Annotated in this window: 20 protein-coding genes; 13 read left to right on the forward strand and 7 right to left on the reverse strand. The window is 36.4% G+C overall.

Annotated elements, in window-relative coordinates; genetic code table 11:
* Positions 1 to 9: 9 nt before the first annotated feature.
* Complete coding sequence (gene cysM, locus HCU67_RS09990) at positions 10 to 891, reverse strand: cysteine synthase CysM (protein WP_168552485.1); 882 nt, start codon at positions 889 to 891, stop codon at positions 10 to 12.
* Positions 884 to 1675 carry a serine O-acetyltransferase EpsC gene (gene epsC / locus HCU67_RS09995; protein ID WP_168552486.1) on the reverse strand — a complete coding sequence of 264 codons (792 nt, stop codon included), beginning with the start codon at positions 1673 to 1675 and terminating at the stop codon, positions 884 to 886. The genes cysM and epsC overlap by 8 nt, the downstream gene beginning before the upstream one ends.
* A gap of 92 nt (positions 1676 to 1767) precedes the next feature.
* Here epsC and HCU67_RS10000 point away from each other — a divergent pair, with 92 nt between their 5' ends.
* Positions 1768 to 2448, forward strand: coding sequence for a DUF2461 domain-containing protein (locus HCU67_RS10000; RefSeq protein ID WP_168552487.1), 681 nt, complete (start codon positions 1768 to 1770; stop codon positions 2446 to 2448).
* On the opposite strand, the gene HCU67_RS10005 is transcribed toward HCU67_RS10000, so the two are convergent.
* Positions 2437 to 2847: a glyoxalase gene (locus HCU67_RS10005; RefSeq protein ID WP_168552488.1), complete on the reverse strand. Its 411-nt coding sequence runs from the start codon at positions 2845 to 2847 to the stop codon at positions 2437 to 2439. The genes HCU67_RS10000 and HCU67_RS10005 overlap by 12 nt on opposite strands.
* A 232-nt stretch (positions 2848 to 3079) precedes the next feature.
* Positions 3080 to 3937: a phosphatidylserine decarboxylase gene (locus tag HCU67_RS10010; protein ID WP_168552489.1), complete on the reverse strand. Its 858-nt coding sequence runs from the start codon at positions 3935 to 3937 to the stop codon at positions 3080 to 3082.
* A 184-nt stretch (positions 3938 to 4121) separates the two neighbouring features.
* Here HCU67_RS10010 and HCU67_RS10015 point away from each other — a divergent pair, with 184 nt between their 5' ends.
* The 7 genes from HCU67_RS10015 (at position 4122) to HCU67_RS10045 (ending at position 14040) form a co-directional block, all read left to right on the forward strand.
* On the forward strand, positions 4122 to 4550 hold the full coding sequence (locus HCU67_RS10015) for an acyl-CoA thioesterase (protein WP_168552490.1): 429 nt from the start codon (positions 4122 to 4124) through the stop codon (positions 4548 to 4550).
* 357 nt (positions 4551 to 4907) lie between these two features.
* Complete coding sequence (locus tag HCU67_RS10020; RefSeq protein ID WP_168552491.1) at positions 4908 to 6641, forward strand: ATP-binding protein; 1734 nt, start codon at positions 4908 to 4910, stop codon at positions 6639 to 6641.
* A gap of 4 nt (positions 6642 to 6645) precedes the next feature.
* Entirely contained in the window at positions 6646 to 7020 is a 375-nt protein-coding gene (locus HCU67_RS10025) for a response regulator transcription factor (protein ID WP_168552492.1), read from the forward strand.
* A gap of 185 nt (positions 7021 to 7205) precedes the next feature.
* Positions 7206 to 9077 (forward strand): HEAT repeat domain-containing protein, encoded by a 1872-nt coding sequence (locus HCU67_RS10030; RefSeq protein ID WP_168552493.1) that lies wholly within the window; start codon positions 7206 to 7208, stop codon positions 9075 to 9077.
* On the forward strand, positions 9070 to 10500 hold the full coding sequence (locus tag HCU67_RS10035; RefSeq protein ID WP_168552494.1) for a glycosyltransferase family 2 protein: 1431 nt from the start codon (positions 9070 to 9072) through the stop codon (positions 10498 to 10500). Before HCU67_RS10030 ends, HCU67_RS10035 begins: the two co-directional genes overlap by 8 nt.
* The gene (locus HCU67_RS10040) at positions 10497 to 12836 is read left to right on the forward strand and encodes a sulfatase-like hydrolase/transferase (RefSeq protein WP_168552495.1); all 2340 of its coding nucleotides are present in this window, start codon (positions 10497 to 10499) and stop codon (positions 12834 to 12836) included. The genes HCU67_RS10035 and HCU67_RS10040 overlap by 4 nt, the downstream gene beginning before the upstream one ends.
* Positions 12826 to 14040: a YaiO family outer membrane beta-barrel protein gene (locus HCU67_RS10045; protein ID WP_168552496.1), complete on the forward strand. Its 1215-nt coding sequence runs from the start codon at positions 12826 to 12828 to the stop codon at positions 14038 to 14040. The genes HCU67_RS10040 and HCU67_RS10045 overlap by 11 nt, the downstream gene beginning before the upstream one ends.
* A gap of 416 nt (positions 14041 to 14456) precedes the next feature.
* Here HCU67_RS10045 and HCU67_RS10050 read toward each other — a convergent pair whose 3' ends face one another.
* Positions 14457 to 15320, reverse strand: a complete 864-nt coding sequence (locus HCU67_RS10050) for a sigma-70 family RNA polymerase sigma factor (protein ID WP_168552497.1) — start codon at positions 15318 to 15320, stop codon at positions 14457 to 14459.
* Between the two features lie 240 nt (positions 15321 to 15560).
* Between HCU67_RS10050 and HCU67_RS10055 the strand changes: the two genes are divergently transcribed.
* Both HCU67_RS10055 and HCU67_RS10060 read left to right on the forward strand, forming a co-directional pair.
* Positions 15561 to 17072 carry a DEAD/DEAH box helicase gene (locus tag HCU67_RS10055; RefSeq protein ID WP_168552498.1) on the forward strand — a complete coding sequence of 504 codons (1512 nt, stop codon included), beginning with the start codon at positions 15561 to 15563 and terminating at the stop codon, positions 17070 to 17072.
* Between the two features lie 138 nt (positions 17073 to 17210).
* On the forward strand, positions 17211 to 18449 hold the full coding sequence (locus HCU67_RS10060; protein WP_345890707.1) for a glycosyltransferase: 1239 nt from the start codon (positions 17211 to 17213) through the stop codon (positions 18447 to 18449).
* Here HCU67_RS10060 and HCU67_RS10065 read toward each other — a convergent pair.
* Together HCU67_RS10065 and HCU67_RS10070 are read right to left on the reverse strand one after the other, a co-directional pair.
* Entirely contained in the window at positions 18446 to 19195 is a 750-nt protein-coding gene (locus HCU67_RS10065; RefSeq protein ID WP_168552499.1) for a DUF6090 family protein, read from the reverse strand. The two genes, HCU67_RS10060 and HCU67_RS10065, sit on opposite strands and share 4 nt — an antisense overlap.
* Positions 19196 to 19265: 70 nt before the next feature.
* Positions 19266 to 20432, reverse strand: a complete 1167-nt coding sequence (locus HCU67_RS10070; protein WP_168552500.1) for an alpha-hydroxy acid oxidase — start codon at positions 20430 to 20432, stop codon at positions 19266 to 19268.
* Positions 20433 to 20593: 161 nt separating this feature from the next.
* Between HCU67_RS10070 and HCU67_RS10075 the strand changes: the two genes are divergently transcribed.
* The 3 genes from HCU67_RS10075 to HCU67_RS10085 are packed head-to-tail and all read left to right on the forward strand — an operon-like array spanning position 20594 to position 22432.
* Positions 20594 to 21232 carry a SatD family protein gene (locus tag HCU67_RS10075; protein WP_168552501.1) on the forward strand — a complete coding sequence of 213 codons (639 nt, stop codon included), beginning with the start codon at positions 20594 to 20596 and terminating at the stop codon, positions 21230 to 21232.
* Positions 21225 to 21581, forward strand: a complete 357-nt coding sequence (locus tag HCU67_RS10080; protein WP_168552502.1) for a hypothetical protein — start codon at positions 21225 to 21227, stop codon at positions 21579 to 21581. Before HCU67_RS10075 ends, HCU67_RS10080 begins: the two co-directional genes overlap by 8 nt.
* A gap of 5 nt (positions 21582 to 21586) precedes the next feature.
* The gene (locus HCU67_RS10085) at positions 21587 to 22432 is read left to right on the forward strand and encodes a 1,4-dihydroxy-2-naphthoyl-CoA synthase (RefSeq protein ID WP_168552503.1); all 846 of its coding nucleotides are present in this window, start codon (positions 21587 to 21589) and stop codon (positions 22430 to 22432) included.
* The last annotated feature ends 22 nt before the right edge of the window (positions 22433 to 22454 follow it).

Genomic DNA, 22454 nt, shown 5'->3' on the forward strand with positions numbered 1-22454 from the left:
ACAATCAATTTAAAAAATTTTTGAAGAAAGATAACGATCACCTCGGTCACAAACTATTGAAACTATTGTTCCTTCTTCAATTTCAGAAGCTAATTTTAATGCTATTGTTGCCGCTCCACCGCTGCTTATTCCTGAGAAAATACCTTCTTGACTTGCTAGTTTTCGTGACATTTGAATTGCTTCTTTTTCAGATACGAATCTAATTTCGTCAACTTTTTTTGAATCGTAAATAGAAGGAACATAGTCTGGTGACCATTTGCGTATACCTGGTATGCGAGAACCTTCTTCGGGTTGCACACCAATTATCTTGATATCAGATTTTTTTTCTTTTAAATAGGTGGAGGTTCCTGTTATGGTTCCTGTAGTACCCATACTACTTACAAAATGGGTGATTTCCCCCTCGGTATCTTTCCAAATCTCTGGACCGGTAGTCTGATAATGGGCCTTCCAATTGTCGTTATTTCCAAATTGGTCTAACATCACATATCCATCGTTGGAAACTTTATTCATAACGTAGTCCCTTGCGCCTTCAATTCCGATTTCCGCAGGTGTCAAAATAACCTTTGCACCATAAGCTTGCATGGTCTGCACACGTTCTCGTGTAGAATTCTCCGGCATAACCAATTCAATATTCAATCCATAAATACCTGCCGCCATAGCTAACGCAATACCGGTATTGCCGCTGGTTGCTTCGATTAATTTGGAATTTCTATCAAAATCGCCTCGTTCCAATCCACTTTTTATCATATTCAATGCCGGACGATCCTTAACGCTTCCACCAGGATTATGGCCCTCTAACTTGAATAATAACTTCACGTTAGGATTGCTGTTCAATACTTTAGATTGAACCATTGGTGTGTTTCCAATCAAGTCTAAAATTGATTTAGGCATTTGAAACGGTTTTGATTTTAATTTCAGGCGTATGAAAAACAGTTGAATTCGGAGGAACCGAGGAGGTTAACCAGGCGTTTCCTCCTATAACTGAATTTTCACCAACAACCGTTTCACCGCCCAAAATAGTAGCATTAGCATAAATCGTGACGTTTGATTCGATGGTCGGATGTCTCTTCGTCTTTTGTAAACTTTTATCAACGTAAAGAGCACCAAGTGTTACTCCCTGATAAATCTTAACCTTGTCTTTTATAATAGCGGTTTCTCCGATAACGACTCCAGTGGCATGGTCTATAAAGAAAGAGTTGCCAATTTGTGCTCCAGGGTTGATATCAACACCAGTTTGCCGGTGTGCATACTCTGTCATTAATCTGGGAACCATCGGAAAACCTTCTTGATATAGAAAATGTGCTAACCTATAGATGGCTATTGCATAAAACCCAGGATAAGCCATATAGACTTCTTCAATAGATAAAGAAGCCGGGTCACAATCACGAATTGCCTCTGCATCTAAGTTTAATTTTTCAAGTATAATGGGTAACTCAGCTAAATATCGTTCCCAAACCTTTGTGCATGGCCTAACAGTATCCCAGCAGGCTAAATCGACCAGTTCGTTAAAATCCAGAGCCAAGAATTCAAGGTTCTCCTCAACAGTTGTATTGATATCAAAAAGGGTGTAGAAAAGCCTATCTGTAAATTCCTCAGTTTTTCTTTTTAATCTATAGTCTAAGTAGGGTTGTTTCTTATGGTGCTTTAATTGTCTGATTATTTCCTGCCTGTCCATTTCTTGTTAGGTTGTTTCGTCTTCATGTTAAAAGTAGTTATTTGGACTACCACAATTGGTTAACTTTAGCATAAATTATCCTTCTTAATCGTATGGACAATCCCATCATTACAAAAGCCTCGTTTGATTTTTTAAAAAAATTGGCAGACAACAACAATCGTGAATGGTTTTCTGCCCACAAAACTGAATTTAAGACCCATGAGTCTGGTATAAAGGAATTTTACACTGCTGTAAAAAATCGACTTGATGGACATGACGAAATTGAAAAGGTAAAAATGTTTCGTATTTATCGAGATGTCAGGTTTTCAAAGGACAAAACGCCATATAAAGCACACTTTGCAGGTTCGTTATCAAGAGCAGGGGCAAGCAGAAGAGGTGGGTACTACTTAAGGTTAAAACCAGGTGAATCATTTGTTGCAACTGGATTTTGGGACCCGAACAAAGAGGACCTTTTAAGAATTCGCAAAGAGTTTGAACTTGATGCAGATGAATTTAGGAACACCATCTACGAACCAAGTTTTAAAAAAATTTGGGGAGAACTTCAAGGTGATGCAGTCAAAACAGCACCAAAAGGGTTTGATAAAGAACATGTTAATATCGACCTTATTAAACGAAAACAATTCATATTCGTCCGTAATTTTTCAGATAAAGAAGTCTTTTCAAAAGACTTTTTAGAAGAGGTCGATACATCATTTAAAGCTATTCGACCTTATTTTGATTTGATGAGTAGTATTCTAACGACTAATTTAAATGGGGAATCATTAATAGACTAAAGTATCAGGTTCCAGAAGTTGTACCTGGCTTTTTAGTCGTTCAATGACCATATTCATCATACGTTTGTTTAGTGCCGAAGAATTTTCAATGTAGGTAAGGTACTCTTCGACAGTAAATTGACCTATAACCATTCCTTTAAGGGAATTACGAAATTTGATATCCTTTTGAATTGAACGTTCAATGTATTGCAAACGGGCTTCAAGATTCAATTCGTAAAATTTATTCTTGTGCTTTCGAATATAATTTTTGAAAGCTGCTGTTAAGAGGTCATTCTGAAATTTTATGATAGGTCTTAGTGTGACGTTTTGAAAATATTCTTCGTCTGAAGTCTCGGAATTAACTTTTGCCGTTTCAAGGACTGGACGAATCTGTTTGAGGTGGGATGACCTATTGTCCATAATGGTAGTTTTTCTAAAATTAGCTATATCAAGCAAGACGGCATTGTACTTTGAATATAGTTTTTAACTGTTATATGAACAATCGAAATGTTTGCTGATAAATCTTTATATTCTTTTAGTAACCCATAAGTAATCAGCGTTGTGCAGAGGGTTTAATTCGAAGACTACAATAATTAAGTTTCGCCACACTAATTCAATACGCATAAATCATAAATGCTGATGGTAATCTTTACTAATAAGTGCAGCCTACTTCAACAAAACAGTCTTTTTCATGGAATCTGGGAGCTAAGGGCGATGCCATACAACAAGTGGAACCTAAATGGAAAACGGCCAACTCATCCAACTTATTGATTTTTTCATTTATTCGAATGTTGTTGGGTAACTCAATGGTGCCAACGGCTGGTCCACCAACAATTGAAAGGTACCATACTTTACCTGCGGTGTCGGTAATATCAATATTATAGCGCTCATTTCTAAAGGCCGGCAAGGATTGGTTTTCTTTGTAAATCCAAGGTCTAAGAACTATTAGGTCACCAGGTATGTGTTGTATTCTAGTTATTGTCCCTGTTATCGGTGCATGAATACGATGGTAATTTTTGTTGTGTAAAAACACGTTTGTAAAATGGTATTCTGCTGGAATGCTGCCATTTTCCAAACCAAAAATGGTATCAACTTCGCGTATATCTCCTTTAATATTAGCAGAAGAAATGCTTTTGATTTTACCGTTATCACAGAGTAAGCCTTCGCAGGGCCAAACGGTATTGCTTGAATTTACAGGTCGTTCTTTGAATTGACGCGTGAAAAAATCCTGGAAATTGTCGTAATTCATTTTTCCATTGGGTGGTATGAATTTTTCCAGATAAAGCTCATCTTCATAAAAAAAATCAACATAAGGTCTTATCAAATACGCACTCAGCCGTGATTCATAAACCTGACTATATAAAGCTGAAATTTTTCTTTGAAATATACTGGGTAAATTCCCCCAAAGTTTAACCGATAAAAATTTGTAGAAGTAAGCCCTCCATTTAGGTAATTTAAATACTGTAAAAGTCGGGTCTGCATAAAATTCTGTTACAGTTTCAATATTCATTAGTTGTTGATTAGATTGATGCTGCCTTAAATTATTCGATTTTCAACGTTGCAGGTCTATGATTAAGAAAATTTTATTTTACGATTAACAATTTTTAATAATCGGTAATTCTTTTAGCAACAATCATCTTCCTAATGGCCGTAATCGTATTTCTAAATAATTTTGAATTGTAAAAACACTACAGATGCGCTTTCATTCTCGAAGATGGGTCAAACCCGAAGATTTAAATGCCAATGGAACTTTGTTTGCTGGTCAGGTATTGTCATGGATTGATGAAGAAGCAATTATGTACGCAATGATTCAATTGGAGAATAAGCGCATTGTTACCAAATACATGTCTGAAGTGAACTTTATGGGTACCGCAGTTGTTGGCGATGTCATTGAAATTGGGATTAAGGCTATAAAGTTCGGCAAGTCATCATTGACCTTAAATTGCGAAGTAAGAAATAAGATGACCCAAGACCCAATAGTCACTGTTGACAATGTTATTCTCGTAAACTTAGATGAGAATGGCAAACCAAAGCCCCATGGTAAAGTTAAAGTGGAGTTTGTTGAAGAAAGATTGGCAAAAGCCGCAGAGAAAGAAGCCGCTCTATCGACTGGAAAAAAATAACCTAGCTGTGATTTGTATTTCTTTAAAACTTTGAAATATAATTAGTTGGTTTATCTAAACTCATTCTTAAGTTTAAGTTAGAAGTTAAAATTTCCAATATGATTCACTTTTGATTCAAATGTGATACAAATCCTGTTTGCACAAATTTTTCTTTTGAAGCCTACAAACCAGGTGGGTTTACAGCATCAAAAAAGCTTCACCTACGAAAAAAGAACTTATACAACAAAATAGGGAAGCCCGGTAACAATTTATTGCACATACCACGTCAAATAAAGAGTTTTAACTCAAAAGAAATCAGGCATTTAAAGAAAATAAGTTATTTCTTACAAATTTAAAGCCTTCTAGAAAAGTTAAGATTTGGAAATTACAGAGCTACAATTACAATTGAATCAATTAGGACGAGAGATAGAGCAAATATCGTCTGATACTGTCGATGGTACTCAGATTGATCAATTAAAATTACGTTTTGAAGTTTTCAAGGAAAAGTTGGAAAATAACATAAATTTCCCTGATGTTGAGCTAAGCGAATCACAGCAGGAAATTGCTTTAAACAAGGCTCATCAAGAAGCAAATAATCTCGTTGCCAATGTTAGTCATGAAATTCGAACTCCTTTAAATGGAATTATCGGATTCGTTGATCTGCTTCAAGAAACGACTTTGAATCCAACCCAAGAGGAAATCGTTAATGCGTTGAACTCAGCTTCTTCCAGCTTAATGAACATAATAAATGAATTGCTCGAATACTCGAAACTAGCGGCGGGGCAAGAGAAATTCGAAAGACATCAGTTCAACTTAAAAAACTTGATTAGTGAACTCCAATTTTTAAGCGAAACACTAATTATTGGAAAGGACATTCAATTTGATATTGAAATTGAAGATTCAATTCCAGAAAAGTTGATAGGGGACCCCTCTAGGCTTTCTCAAGTTCTATTAAATCTTTTAGGCAATTCAATCAAATTCGTTGATAGTGGACGTATTGAATTGGCTGTTTATTTAAACTCTATTCAAAATAATAAGGCCATACTAGACTTTGTCGTCCGAGATACCGGTATTGGCATTGCCCAAGAAGAATTGGTCAATATTTTTAATACCTATCATCAAGTGCCTCAAAATTCCAAAAAATTTGGTGGTACTGGTCTTGGTTTGAGCATTGTGAAACAGATTGTTGAGAAAATGGGAGGCTCCATTTCAGTTGAAAGTATTTTAGGTGTAGGAACATCATTTCAATTCAATCTTCCTTTTGAGACCGTTTTTGAATTTGAGCATGAAATTGTCAATACAGAACTTAATGATTCATCTAGCTCTGATATCAAAGGTAAAAAGGTGCTTGTTTTTGAAGACAACACCCTAAACCAAAGGCTGTTTAAAAATCAACTTGAAAATTGGGGCTGTGAAATTGCCATTGTCGATAACGGTCTTGATGGTCTGAAATTACTTGAAAAAAACAATTTCGATATTCTCTTAATGGATTTGAGAATGCCTGTTTTGAACGGATTCGAAATTTCTAGAAAGATAAGGGAGAATGATCTACGAAATATCAATTCTATACCAATTCTAGCGATTTCAGCGGATTTTACCATAGCAGATAAAGAGAAATCAGCTGAAGTAGGAATTAATGATTTTTTAATGAAACCCTATGAATCTGCAGCTCTAAAAGAAAAGATAGCACATCTCGTAGTTAAAAAACAAACTACTATTGACGACAAAATAGCTATTGAAAATAATCCAGCTGAGCCTAATCTTATTGACCTCGAACCATTAAAGCAAGAATGTTTAGGGCAAGTCTCGCTATTAGAAGAATTAGTAAGTCTTTTCAAAAAGAACATATTGGAATTTATTGGTGAAACAAGGATTCATTTGCAAAGCGGAAATTTTCAAGGTGTGGATTTTGCATGTCATAAAGTAAAATCCTGTCTTGGTATGGTAAAGGCACACCATTTGACTGAGATAACGACGAAAATGACAACCATTTCTAAAGAAGGCCAGGATATCGAAACGATCTCCTTTCTTTTTGATGAATTTATTGAACTATATCCCAAAACTGAAGATAAACTAGACCTAGAATTTAATAAACTAAAGCTAAAGGCATAAAATTTTGGAAACCAAACAACTACTCTTAGCAGAGGATGACGAAATGTTGGCATCCTTGCTTGATTATCGCTTACGTAAAGATGGCTATGATGTCTGTGTAAGCCATAACGGAAAATCTGTAAAGGAGAATCTACAAAAACGTATTCCTGATGCCATAGTCTGTGATATAATGATGCCCTATTTCTCGGGTATTGAATTAGTTGACTATGTTCGTAACGATTTGAAATCCAATGTTCCTATTATCATGATTTCTTCTGCGTCCAATGATGAGAATATTTTAAGTGCATTTGAAATGGGAGCTAATGATTTTGTTCCTAAGCCAGTTAGTCCTACTGAATTATTGGCGCGAATAACCAAAGAACTAAAAAGAAGTGCATAAGATGACCTAAGACCAAACATCCCAAATCTAACTACTTTATCGACACACCAAACCTACATACCAATCTCCTCTGGGATTTAACCTTGCTCTTTGTACTGCTGGGTGCTTTGTATTTTTTGGCAATTTTCGGTTATCGCAAATTGTCCGAAAATCGTAAAAAGGGCAGCAAGACAACCCGCGACGAATTGGCTCCTGTCATTAGTAATTTTCTTTTTCACAGTCATGATGATCCAATTGATGAACAGCGTCATTTTGTGGAGTTGAAAATTAGGATTAGGGAAAAACTTAGAGCTTCAGCATTCAAAAAAGCTTTGACTGCTATTCTATTTGATTTACAAAAGGATGTCTCCGGTGAAACACGTCAACGTTTGGTGAATCTATATCGTGAACTGGAATTGCATCACGATGCCATGTCTAAATTGAAAAGTTGGCGATGGGAGGTTGTGTCTCAGGGTATATTGGAATTAACCCAAATGGAAGTCATAGAATCCTACAACCTTATTGCCAAACTTTGCAAGGATCAGAGAAAAACAATTCGAAAACAAGCTGAAATTGCAATTGTTCAGCTTAAACAAGAAGGAATTAAGCACATATTGGATAATTCAAGACATCCAATAAGTGAATGGCAACAGCTTAAATTAATTGAAGCTATAGGAAACCATTCAGATTTTGTCCCACCCGCTTTTAAGTTCTGGCTGCTATCAGAGAATAATGATGTTGTTCTATTCGCACTTCGTTTAATTCGTCATTACAATCAAAGTGATGCAGAGGGGGCTATCGTGGAATTGATTAAACATAAAAACGATCAAATTAAAATTGCAGCGCTTAATTGTATTCGAGATTTCAATTTCAAGTCAAGTTTGCCAACGATAAAAAGGGTTTTTTGGCACGCTAGTAACGAAGTCAAAATTCAATTGCTTGATACAATTGCCAGTTTGGGTACTGTTAGTGAACTCATATTTCTTGAAGAAGTTAAGGATAGGGTCACGAATCACCAAGTAAAGAGCAAAGCATTGGGTGCAATAAATATAATCCGGCCTGATTCAGTTCTACCAACCAAAGATATTGAGTCATTTGATAGTCCAAAATTAACGCAGGACTCAGAATTGGTGATTACAGAAGACCACCAACAAATAGAAGTTGAATTTGAGGTAGAACCAGGGGATGGAATTTCTCCAATAATGCGTTCAACAATTGAATTCACTGAAATTGAGGTGTATGACGTAGTAGAGCATCCGAAAAAATCAACAGAAACAGAAAATCCAATCAGCGGCGATAAGACAGATGAAATCTTTCCTGAATTCGAATTGAATTTATTGGATGGTGAATCAAACCATTCTCTTGAAAATCATATAGGTCTTGTTAATAGTGCTAATGAGGAAGGTTTTGAAAAGGATTTTGATAAACAAGAATTCGAAATCCGATATGAAAAAATGAACCATGCTGAACGTGAAAAGTTCTTGAACTCAATAGTCAGTTACGGCGATGCCCGTGAAAAATATTTATTGGAATCCATTGTTGACCTTGAAGAAAACAGTGAATTGCGATTCAGGGCCTTTGGTAAATTAAAGCAACTTCAAAGTTCCTCAAAACCAGATGAAAATATTGAAGAAAAGAAAGTTGACTCCTTAACGAGAAGTGAACAGAGTATATTCTCTAAACTTTTTGAACATGCAGCAGACTTGGAATCCCAACTACTATTACTAAATGAAATTTCTTCAATTGGCGATGTAAAGGAAACAGTATTCCTAAAACAACTTTTAGAAGTAAATCAGGAGGATGAATTAGTAGAAAAGATTGAAGAGACCTTAGAATTAATAGAAGAAAGACTTTCGAAAGAAGAGGTAATTAAATTGGAGCCTTTACAAAAAAACCATGATTTCGAGGAAAGCCTTGCTAGAAATGACCACAACAAAATGCCTTTAGAGTTATTATCGCTAAATGAAGAAATAGGTATTTCCAGTCCTGGGCAGCTCATTGAAATACAACCTGAGTTTGAACTGGAAGAAATTCCTATTCAGCTTCAAAAACCTTTAAAACGCTTTTATAATGGATAACGGCATTTTTGAATTGGTTCTAGAGTACGTAAACGTCTTGTTTCTGGTGTTTACTACAGTTTTGTTTTCAATGTTCACTGTTATGGGGTATCTGTCTACAAGAAATTCCATTCACTATAAAAACAAGAACAGTTTTGGAGATTTATCAAAGGTAATGGCATCGCCATTGGCACCTTCAATTACGATTATCGCCCCGGCATATAACGAAGGCATGACCATAGTCGAAAACATTCGTTCGTTACTCTCCTTACAATATGTAAACTACGAAGTAATGGTAGTGAATGATGGAAGCAAGGATGACACCCTTCAAAAAATGATTGATGCCTATAGTTTAGTGAAAATTGAACGTGTTTTGGATCCAAATATGAAATCCAAACCAATACGAGGAATTTATAAATCAGAAATACCTGCATTTGGTAAGCTTACAGTCATCGATAAAGAAAACGGTGGCAAGTCTGATGCCCTAAACACAGGAGTTCAACTTTCAACTAGTAGATATGTGGGGTGTATTGATGTTGATTGTTTGTTATTGCCAGATGCCCTTTTGCATGTAGTAAAGTCTTTCGCTCAAAGAAGTGAGAAAAGGGTAATTGCGGTTGGAGGTGTAATTCGTGTTGCAAATTCATGTATAATTTCGGGCGGTGAATTAGAGCAAATCAACCTGCCAAAAAATTGGTTGGCAAAGTTTCAGTTATTGGAATATACCCGTTCTTTCCTTTTGGGTAGAATGGCCTGGGGCCGTATCGACAGTTTATTAATAATTTCAGGGGCATTCGGTTTCTTTGATCGAGAAATAGCCAATGCAATAGGGGGCTACGATACAGGAACCGTTGGTGAGGATATGGAAATAGTTTTTCGTATGCGCCGCTATATGCATGAACAAAACTTGCCTTACAACGTAGAGTATATTCCAGACCCACTATGTTGGACTGAAGTTCCTGAAGACTTAAAAGTCTTTGTAAAGCAAAGAGACAGATGGTCTCGGGGTAATATCGAAACCCTTCAAAAGCATAAAGACATGTTCTTGAATCCGAAATTTGGTAGGCTAGGACTACTCAGTTATCCCTACTGGTTTTTTTACGAATGGTTAGCGCCTATTCTTGAGTTTTTGGGCTTTTTCTCCATAATACTCTTCTACTTTTTGGGAATTCTAAATTGGAAGTTTTTTGTTGCGATAACGTTCTGTATTTATTCCTACAGCGTCATGTTTTCCCTATATGCCATTTTGTGGGATACTTATTCCTATAAACAATATACAAGGCCAAGGGATATTTTAATACTTGTGTTGTGCGCTCTTATTGAACCTATTGTTTTTCATCCGATTGTTGTTTGGTCATCGGTTAAGGGAAATTATAAGAAACTCTTTAATATTCAATCTGGTTGGGGCTCTATGACCAGAAAAGGATTTAGCAAGGCTTCATGATAGTTGAAAATAAACATAGCGCTAAAAATGGTTTAGGCCAATACGCAAAACAGATTGTTGCTTTTCAATGTTGTTTATTGATATTGGTTGTCTTTCAACATATCCACTTATATATGGATGGATTGGTTGACAGGGTCATTAATCAAAGTCTATGGTTGCATTTTATCAATCAAACAGGTTTTACTGCCGTAGTTGGTCTTGGTCTGCTCTGGCCTTATCAATTTCTAGAAGGTAAAAAGCACAATTATGGTAAGAGATTCGTCGCACTGGTTTTGATATCGCTTTTACTTACAGAGCAATTTTTGACATTGATATATGCAGAAACGCATATCCCTTTCATATACCGGAGTGAATTTGAGTTAGAAGACTTAGATATAAGTACCGGCCATTGGTTATTATTCATGTTGGGCCTCGTTCTCTTAATCTATTCATTTCGATTGTTGTCAAGAAAATTCAATTGGGTAAGTTCTATTTTAAAGAGAATGTTTCCTTTTACAATTGTCTTATTCATCATGCTTTTTGGTATGTTATTTACAACCAAAAAACCTATTAACCAGAACAAATTTCAATTGTTCGTTACGGATTTGGTCCAAGAAAAAATTGAACTAAACACGTACGACGGCAAAAAAGAATACCCATTTTTAAAACCTGCAATTGCAGACACCTCCTTTGTTAAGAATTTCAATTTAAAAAGTGGTAATCCAAATTTTGTAATCATAATGATTCAAGGTTTGGGAAAAGAATTTATTGGACCACAAGCACAATTTAAAGCCTTTACTCCCTTTTTAAACGAACTTTCAAAAGAGTCGTTGATTTGGGAAAACCACCTTTCAAACGCTTTGGATACCAAAGGCTCGATAACGTCTTTAGTTGCTTCCTTACCTAGTCTGAAAGATGAGAACGAAGAAGTCAACCAGTTAAATCGAAATTCATTATTTGGACTTTTAAAGGAAAGAGGTTATAAAACCGCTTACTATTATGGAGGAAACAATTCACTTCTTCAAATGGATAAGTTCCTGTATCGAGATAGGGTAGACCTCATTGTTGATAAATCCAAATTTGATGAACGCTACAGTCTTTCGCCAACTAATGATAATGGAATTGTAGAGGGATATCCAGATAGTGAACTTTTCAGAAAATGGGAAGAAACCTACATTCCCAGTTCAAAACCAAAGTTTGAATTATTCTTGAACTTAAGTACTGTTTCAGGCGGAATTCCTAATTCGGAAAAATACATTTCAAAGGTGGAACACATTCTAGATGACAGATACTTTTCCAATGCGGCAGAATGGAATATTAAGCGTCAAAAATCATTTTTTGCCAGTATGCTATATACTGATGAGTCCATTCGATATTTTATCGAAAAGCGCAATCAAACAAAGGAACATGAAGAAACCATTTATATTATTACGGGTACTCAGAATGCGCCATTTTTAAAGTCCGAAAACGATTTGCAAGATTATAGAATACCATTGATGATTTTTGGAGATGCTGTGAAAGCTCCAAAGGTTTTCTCAAATACTACAGCGCATACCGATATAGCCCTATCGATATTGTCCATGATTAAAGAGAAGGCCTATCCATCGAGTCCGTCAATGATTACTGCTCTTGGAGAGGGCTTGTGTTCCAAAACTGAGGAAAAGAAAATTCCCTTATTCCGAAACTCAGAAACCGCCAAAGAATTTATACAAGGAAACGATTTTTACAGCTCTGGTAATGTTTACGAAATAGGGGAGGACATGAAACTTCGAAATAAATCGAACGGTGAAACCAAGCGAAAATTAAAATCAAGTGTCAAGAACTTCAATGCTGCACATAAATATGTTCTTAAAGAAAACAAGGTTTTGCCAGATTCATTAATGGTATTTCGAAAGGATAAAAGTTCATATTCCAATGAGGAACTCGTTTGGATTTCAAGTGTCTTCAATGGGAAGAATTTTGATAAGGCCTATGAAAAAGCTCGCGATTTAGCCCATAATGGCAATACGGAACGTGCACTACTGTTGAGTCAGTATATACTTGATCATGTTCCCAATCATGTTGATGCCATGATTCTACAAGGTCGCATTTACGCATGGAACAACAAATACAATAAAGCTATTGAAATTCTGAAGGATGCGATGGCAAACAATCCTAAATACCATGACTCCTATGCCGCTGCATTGGATGTTTGTTACTGGGCAAAGGACAAAAGATTGGCTGCAGAGATCTATGAAAAAATGAAGGAAAATAATGTTATCTCAATAGAGTTGGATGATAAGGTTCAGCGCTGCCTTAAAGACCAAAAAATATTGAATGAAGTAACGGCGTTAAAATTTGAACTTGATGAATACTAGATTCTTGTTTGTATTAATTCTATTGATGTCGACCAAAATTATGGGGCAGGGGCAAGGTGTTCATAAATTCAATCCTGACTCTACCTATTTTGCAGCAAGACAACTCGCATTTGAGGGAAAGAGGGAAATTGCACGTGACTCCCTCAACAAAATTCTAGAAAACTATCCGAATCATTTAGATGCCAAACTTCTGATTGCAAAAACATTAAGTTGGGACAAGTCATATGATATTGCAAGAAAGTATTTCAATGAAATGACTTCTTTAGAAAAGTATAACCAAGAATTATGGCTTGCGACCATAAAAAATGAGCTCTATGCCAAAAGGTATCATTTGGTTTTAGGTTTGGCGAATAAGGCTTTGGACTATTTTCCAAAAGATGAAGCTATTAAGTCATTACGAAATAGTGCAATCAAAAAAATCGAAGGCGAACAAGAGATTTACGAAATACTTAAAGCAGAGAATAGTACTCAAATCGTTAAAAATGCAATTGGAGTTCGTTCTGAAGTTCAAGTTTTTGATGACTATTTTGAGCCATTTTATGCTACGACAATCGAATATCAAAGAAATACGAAGATTGGTGCTTTTTTACCTCGAATTACTTATGCGAATCGATTTGAATTGGAAGGGACACAATTTGAATTGGACTATTACCCTCGTTTTTCGAAGAAACTTCATGGTTATTTTAATGTTGGTTATTCAAACGCAACAATTTTTCCAAAACATAGATTTGGAGGTGAAGTTTACTTGCAATTGCCTTCAGCAATGGAGACCTCATTAGGTTTGAGATATTTAGACTTTACAGACCAACAAGCACTTATCTATACGGCTTCATATGGCATTTATTCAGGTAACTATTACTTTTCATTGCGTCCATATGTCTCATATGCCGATGATGATTTTGGTTTTGCTGGGAGCCTTGTGGCACGTAAGTACCTAAAAGACGCACAGAATTTTTTAGGCGTTAACCTATCCTACGGCATTAATGCCGAAAACAATCAATTCTTCAATGGCGACCGGCTTTTAGCGGAATCCCTTGTTTACTTAAGTTCTTTTAACCTTAATCTTTCCTATCAATTTACAGGGAAAAATGAAAAAGCTGCCATCTCAACTTCATTGAACCTTTCAAGGCAGGAAGTACCTTTCTTGCCGAACGAATTTGTTCATTCGGCCACCATAGGCCTTCAATACAGGTTTAACTTCTAGTTTTGTGTTCATCATTTCCTACTAGACAACAGCATTGTAGGATTTCACATCATTTTATTGAAAATGCACAACTAACGGAATAAGTTTACGTTATATATGAACACACCCAAATTAAAATCTTAATCTACCCAATTATGTTGTACGATACCTACGGTGAGGAGTACCTCGCATTTTTACAAGAATTGAATGAGATACTTAGCTTGAATGAATTAGCTGAGTTAGATTACTTATAAGCCCCAAATCCTAAATCGACCCACTATGGAAAGACAAAACAGTGAAAATACGGCATACATGAATTTCGTCCGAAATTTGAACGAGATATTGGTGAACTACAATATCTCTCAATTGAATTGTTCTTAAGTTTAAGTGTTATCAGAAAAAGGGGAACTTTCGTTAGAAAATTCCCCTTTTTCATTTTACCCTAGATACATCTTAAGTATCTTACTCTTAGAGCTGTGCCTTAATTTTCGAATCGCCTTTTCACGTATTTGTCTTACACGTTCCCTTGTTAAATCAAACGTACTGCCTATTTCTTCCAATGTCATTGATGGATATTCTCCAATTCCATAGTATAAGCGCACAACATCAGCTTCACGAGGAGAAAGCGTATCCAAAGCACGATTAATTTCTGTTGTCAACGATTGGTGCATCAGATCTTTGTCGGGTTTGGGTGATTCACCAGCCTTCATAACATCATAAAGATTGGAATCTTCTCCTTCTTTTAAGGGAGCATCCATAGAAACATGTCTTCCCGAGTTTTTAATCGAAAGTTTAACCTCACTGACGGTCATATCCAATTCGCGTGCAATTTCTTCTGCTGAAGGCGGCCGCTCATGCGCCTGCTCTAAATAGGAAAAAGTTTTCTTAATCTTATTTATGGAGCCAATTTTATTCAATGGTAGTCGTACTACTCGAGAATGTTCGGCCAATGCTTGTAAAATAGATTGCCTTATCCACCACACGGCGTATGAGATGAATTTAAAACCCCTTGTTTCATCAAAGCGTTTCGCGGCTTTCACTAAACCAACATTGCCTTCGTTTATTAAATCAGATAGCTTGAGTCCCTGGTTCTGATATTGCTTCGCAACAGAGACCACAAATCGTAGGTTGGCATTGGTCAATTTTTCTAAGGCAATTTGATCACCTGCTTTGATTCGTTGGGCCAGTTCAACTTCTTCTTGAGCGGTTATCAATTCTATTTTACTAATGTCTTGAAGGTATTTATCCAGAGATTTCGATTCCCTATTGGTGACCTGCTTGACGATTTTTAACTGCCTCATTAAGTAATTAGTTTTAGTTCTTACAAGTAGTTATGATACATTTTTATACCCAAAATTCCAAATGGATGCTTTCCGATTTATAAAAATTTTATTACATGCTTGACAACCAAAGGTTTAATTCGATTAAAAAATTGTTGATAGAATCTTAATGAATAATCCCTTCATCAGCAATATTTGAATGGATATTTCGACTAATTTTGTAAGGTTTATTTTTAGTTGACTTAACCTAAAAAACTGTTTTTGCAAGTTCAAAAAGAGACCATAAGAAAAAGCCTATACGATTACCAGCTAAAGGACTTGGAGCGAATCTTTGAAGTTCTCAAAGAGCTGCCAACGGGGTCAAATTTACTTTACCAACTACCCACTGGCGGAGGAAAAACCGTGATTTTCTCCGAAATCACTCGCAGGTTTATTGAACAAACTGGAAAAAAAGTAGTGGTATTGACCCATAGAATAGAATTGAGTGGTCAAACCTCTAGAATGCTACACAATTTTGGTGTAAGTAATAAAATCATCAACAGTGAAGTAAAAGAACTCATCGATCAAGACGAGTATTTTTGTTTTGTTGCGATGGTTGAAACGCTGAACAACCGACTACAAGAAGAAAAGGTTAAGATTAACGATATCGGCCTCGTGATAATTGATGAGGCTCATTATAACTCGTTTCGAAAACTATTTAAATATTTTGATGAGGCAACTATTCTGGGGGTAACCGCTACACCGCTGAGTTCAAATATTAAACTTCCCCTTAAGGATCACTACAAGAAACTCATTGTTGGAAAGTCAATTAAATCGTTGATTGAAAACGGGTTTTTGGCGCAGGCCAACCTGTATAACTATGATGTTAGCCTTCGCAGTTTAAAACTCGGAATTCATGGTGATTATACCGTAAAATCTTCAGACGAACTGTATAGTAACCAATCAATGCTTGGCAAACTGGTTACGGCATACGAAGAGGTGGCCAAGGGCACCAAAACTTTGATTTTCAATAATGGTATCAGTACATCTTATTATGTATATGAAACTTTTAAGAAAGCCGGTTACGACATACGCCATTTAGACAATAAGAATACTGCAACCGAACGAAAAGAAATTCTAGAATGGTTCTCTAAAACTCCTGATGCAATTTTAACTTCGGTAAGTATCCTCACAACCGGTTTTGATGAACCCACAGTAGAATCCATTATCTTGAATAGGGCAACTAGATCATTGACACTCTATTTTCAAATGATAGGCCGAGGTTCTCGTGTATTGCCCAATAAGAAAGAATTCAATGTAATTGATATGGGTAATAACGTTGCCCGTTTTGGACCTTGGGATGAACCCGTTGATTGGCAAGAGATATTTCACTTTCCGGACTTTTATCTTGAGAACATCAAAAATGATGAAGACATTGAACGTGACTTTGTATATGAAATGCCTGCTGAACTTCGTGAAAAATTCAGTAAGTCAGAAAATGTCAACTTTGATATAAAAGAAGAATACAAAAAGGTTTTTGCAGAAGGAAAAAAATCAAAATTGGTATTGGAACGCAGTATTGAACAGCATGCCCAAATTTGCGTTGAAAACAGCGAAGATGTATTTGATGCTCGTATCCTGGCCAAAGAACTTAAAGAAGAAATTGCGTTCAGGGTGCGGCAGTATTCCTATTGTATTATGAACAATACTAAGAACTATAAGGAGTGGCTAGAGGAAGATTACGAGCGAAAACTACGATCCAGTATTTCAAAAAAGTTTGCCCAACTTATGTAGTTGAAATGAATAGTGATGTTTTATAAAATCGCTTAATCCGAGGGCATGTTTAAAATTTTAATGTGAGAACGAATTGATTGTGAAGGTTCTCGGTTTTGTAATTGAAATTGAATCAATTAATTTCTAAAAAATAAACATGTGAAAAAGTTGCTTGTCATCGGTCATGTTTGGCCAGAGCCTAAAACAACAGCCGCCGGCAACCGTATGATGCAACTTTTAGAAGGATTTTTGGCCTTCGATTATGATATAACCTTTGCTTCAACTGCAACCAAAACGGAGTTTTCAGCGACTCTTTCAGATTTAGGGATAAAGGAAGTTGGTATTCTACTTAATGATGCAAGTTTCGATGGATTCGTTTCTCAGTTAAAGCCTGAGGTTGTCATTTTTGACCGTTTTATGGTTGAAGAGCAATTTGGGTGGCGCGTTGCGCAAATCTGCCCTGATTCCCTTCTAATTCTAAATACGGAAGATTTACATTCCTTACGGGAATCGCGACAGTTGTGTTTTAAAAAAGGGGAGGAGTGGTCCATACTCAAGTGGTTGCAACAAGATAAAACCAAAAGGGAATTGGCCAGTATATTTCGTTCTGATTTAACCTTAGTGGTTTCCACCTATGAACGTGAATTACTTAAGGAGGTAACTGGAGTTAGGGCAGAACTGCTACTTCATCTTCCTTTCTTGCTCGACAAAGTTTCAGAATCCTTGATTAATCAGTTTCCAAAATTCAAAGAACGAAAAGATTTTATTTCATTCGGAAATGGGAAACACGCCCCAAACATTGATTCTTTTCATTATTTAATAGAAGAAATTTGGCCAACAATTAAAAAAAAATTGCCTCAAAGCAATTTGCATATTTATGGAGCATATTTACCCAAAATGGTGCAACAATTGCACAATCCAGCTCAAGGACTACTGATTCATGGATGGACCCATAATTTAAATCAAGTCATTCAAAAAAGCAGAATTGTTTTAGCGCCATTACGTTTTGGTGCAGGGATTAAAGGAAAGCTAATCGATGCCATGCAAAACGGAACCCCGTCGATTACAACTAATATAGGGGTAGAGGGAATGGGTGATTTCAAGTTATGGCCCGGAAAAATCGCCAATAATCCGCAGAATTTTGCAAAAGAAGCCGTTGACCTCTGCAATAATGAAAATGATTGGCTGCAAGCACAAAAAAATGGTATTGAACTAATAAATGAACATTACAACAAAGAATTTCTAATGGAACGCCTTATGACAAGAATCGAGGGAATTAAGGAAAGTCTTGTAGATCATCGGTCTTATAATGTTATTGGTACTATGCTACAGCACCAAACAATGGCAGCTGCAAAATATATGGGCAAATGGATTGAAGAGAAAAACAGAAAGAATTAATGATTATGAATTCTATTTTCTAGTTCAGTTATCAATTCTTGATTTTCTATAATAGCGAAGTCCAAAGCCGCCAAATAAAAACCCATAGACATTCTTAATTCCGATAAAAGAGATATTGCTTTCGACTGTTTCAAGGATTCTTTGAATTTTGCCGTATCAATGGTGGAAACTCGAAGTAAAGGAGGGAAGGTCCTATTTTCATAATTAAAGACGACATCATTTTTTAAAATATTTTGTTCAACCAAAAAAAATGGCCTTGATTCTTTGGTAATCAGTTCATTAAATTCTTCCCTAGCATGTTTTACCTGATTTATTCTACGAAAATATTTGTTTATGCTTACCCTTATTTCATTGTTTCGAAGCTTATCTATATTTTTTTGATGATTGTCTTGGGTTACAGGATTGAACTCTGCATTCATAGCTATGAAGTCAGGAAAAACATTTTCGAAAGTCCCTTGGTTTTGAGATACTTTATTTATTTTAAAATAGCCGTCTAAGAAGCTATCGTAGGTAATTTTATAATTATGAAAAAGTATGGAATCGCGTTTTAAATCAGAAATAATAAGATTGTAACTTTCTAATTCTTCTTGGTAAAGGTTCTTATCTCGATTCCAATCATTTATCTGAATGGCAATTAATATTCCTAGTACTACTAAGACTATTTCTCCGATGGCATATAATAGATATCGGGAAATTCGATTTTCAACTAAGAACTTTTTACGAAATTTTTTAAAGAAATGTGCCATTTACCCATGTTGATATTATTAATGGGGGAGAGGTATGTCTAAGGTAAAATAAAATTGATACTGAATCTAATTATATCATTATCATTGTCGCCTCTCGCAATTTTGAAAGGTTTTTCGATCCCAATTGCACCATATTATTTTTTAAGTCATCTATTAAAAGGTTAGCCGTGTAATCACCCCCATACTTTCCTAGAGCAGCCACCCCATAAATAAAGGGTCTACCAGCAAAAACAAAGTCCGCACCTAAATAAAGTGCTTTCATTATGTCGAGTCCACTTCGTATACCACTATCAAACAGTATGGGTATTTTACCTTTTATGACCTTTACAATTTCAGGGAGTGCTTCTATGGCGGTAACTGCGCCATTGAACTGCCTTGCACCATGGTTTGAAACATAAATTCCATCAAGCCCTATTTCCATTGCCTTTTTTGCGTCTTCAGGGTGTAGAATACCTTTTAGTACAACCGGGCCGTTCCAAGTTGCTTTGACCTCAGCGCAATACTGCCAATCCAAGGTTCCTCCCAGACGGTTTCCAACAAAACCACTCGTAAATTTCATATCGGTTGTGTTGGTGTAATGTTCTACTGTGCGTAATCTTGGTAGTCCGCGTTTTAGGGTTTGCCACCCCCATAAGGGATGTTTCATACCATCCCAAATCAATTTTGGGGTAATTTTAGGTGGAATGGCCAATCCAGCTTTTTTGCTGCGTTCACGTCTGCTGGCCATTGGCACATCAGCTGTTATGACAAGCGTATGAAAGCCTGCATCTGACGCACGTTTTAAAAGGGAATCTCGAACCTCCCTGTCTTTTGGAGGGTATAATTGAAACCAGCCATTCCCGCCTACTTCTTTTCCAATGATTTCAGGGGTTTCTGTGGCTACCGTACTTAAACAGTAGGGTATGTTCATTCGATGTGCCGTTGCTGCTAAATACAGTTCGGTTTTTGGCCACATAAGGCCCGTAAGCCCCACTGGCGCAATACCGATGGGGGCGGCGAAAGATTTTCCGAATAAAGTTGTGGTTGCCTCAGCGTTCAATTCCCCTTTGCAAAACCTGGGATAAAAGCGAAGACTTTGAAAAGCTCTGGTATTTTGAGCCAATAATTGTTCATTTCCAGTTCCAGAATCTAGATATTCCCAAGCAACATTGGGCATACGTTTTTTAGCTTTTTTTGCCAAATCTGAAATTCTTGGGTAATTGTTGGCTGCCCTTCTAAGCGTCTTATCATAGGTCATCAGTGAAAAATACTAAAAGCTTAAGGAGTTACTGTTTTTACAAGAATTAAATTTTGGTAATTCACTCGATTAAAACCCAGATAGTTTCCGTTTATAGGAAATTTTGTATATTGTTTCCGTTTTTAGGAAAAAAAATAATTTTTTCCATAAATAGGAAATAAATGGAAGCTAAGTATCATATTATCATGGCAGATATCATTTCTAGTAGTCAGATTGACAAAAGAAAAGATTTCATGAAGGATTTTAGAAAATTGATTGATCAAACAAACCAAAACTTCAAAGAAAAAATCCTTTCACCCTTGACAATAACCTTGGGAGATGAGTTTCAAGGTGTAGTTGCAGATACCATCACCTTAATCAAAATGCTCTTTTTCATGGAAGAGCAGATCATCACAAAAAAATATCCGTTCAAATTACGATATTCAGCAATTTATGGTGAAATTGACACTGAAATAAATACTGTCATTGCGCATGAAATGTACGGTTCAGGATTAACACAAGCTCGCGAAGCCCTAAAAACCACCAAAGAGACAGGAGATAACTATTTTATTGATTTAAACACACCACAAGACCACCAACTTGAATTGTGCCTTAAACTGTACCAATCAATTAAAAGTGAGTGGAAAACATCGGAATACGATATTATTGCTGCATTCCTGCAATACAACGATTACAAAGATTTGGAAAAGATAGGACTCTATAAAACGCGATCCGGGGCATGGAAAAAACGAAAGTCATTGCGAATGGAAGAGTACAATATCATTAAACAACTCGTTTTCAATATAATCGGTTATGCATGACTTAAAGTACCAAATACTCTATTGGATAATCGTAGAAGTACTATTGATTATCGTATTCTACGCTGTTTCAAAATGGTTAGATCCAAAAAATTCGGGAAAGACCATTCAACAAAAATTCACCTCTTGGCTGAAAGGATTTTTAGAGCGAATATTCTTGACCTTCTTATTACTAACAAATTTTGAGGGCAGCGCGTTGGTTCTATTCGGGGCCATTAAATTGGGTACTAGACTTGAAAGTGATAAAGAGAACAAGGTGAACAACGATTATTTTGTTGTAGGTAACCTTATTTCAATAGCAGCGGCAGTAATCATTTATTTAATCTTTAATCAAACCATAATACTTGAGTAAAACCTATGAGTACATCTCCCAATTGGCAAACTGCCATAGAATTTGAAGACATAACCTATAAAAAATGTGATGGTGTGGCACGTATTGCCTTTAACCGACCTGAAGTGCGTAATGCGTTTCGACCTAAAACCACAAGTGAACTCTATAAAGCCTTTTATGACGCACAAGAAGACACCTCAATAGGAGTGGTGCTTTTATCTGGTGAAGGACCGTCGACAAAAGACGGCGGTTGGGCATTTTGTAGCGGTGGAGACCAAAAGGCTCGTGGACATAAGGGCTACGTAGGCGAAGATGGTTATCATAGACTTAATATTCTCGAAGTGCAACGTCTTATCCGCTTTATGCCTAAGGTCGTTATCGCAGTTGTGCCGGGTTGGGCAGTTGGAGGTGGACACAGCTTGCACGTTGTATGTGATATGACCCTAGCCAGCAAAGAACATGCAATTTTTAAACAGACCGATGCTGATGTGACCAGTTTTGATGGAGGCTATGGCTCGGCCTATCTGGCTAAAATGGTAGGTCAGAAAAAGGCTCGTGAAATCTTCTTTTTAGGGAGGAACTATTCAGCTCAAGAGGCCTTCGAAATGGGAATGGTAAACGCCGTTATCCCTCATGAAGAATTGGAAGCAACAGCGTATCAATGGGCACAGGAAGTCTTGGAAAAATCGCCCACTTCAATAAAAATGCTCAAGTTTGCTATGAATCTTACAGATGACGGTATGGTTGGTCAACAAGTATTCGCAGGAGAGGCTACACGACTTGCATATATGACCGACGAAGCTATTGAAGGGCGAAATGCGTTTTTGGAAAAACGTAAACCCGATTTCGGTAAAAACAAATGGATTCCCTAATTGGGGAATCCATTCTTCAATC

This window comes from Croceivirga thetidis (genome assembly GCF_012272815.1).
Classification (GTDB): domain Bacteria; phylum Bacteroidota; class Bacteroidia; order Flavobacteriales; family Flavobacteriaceae; genus Croceivirga; species Croceivirga thetidis.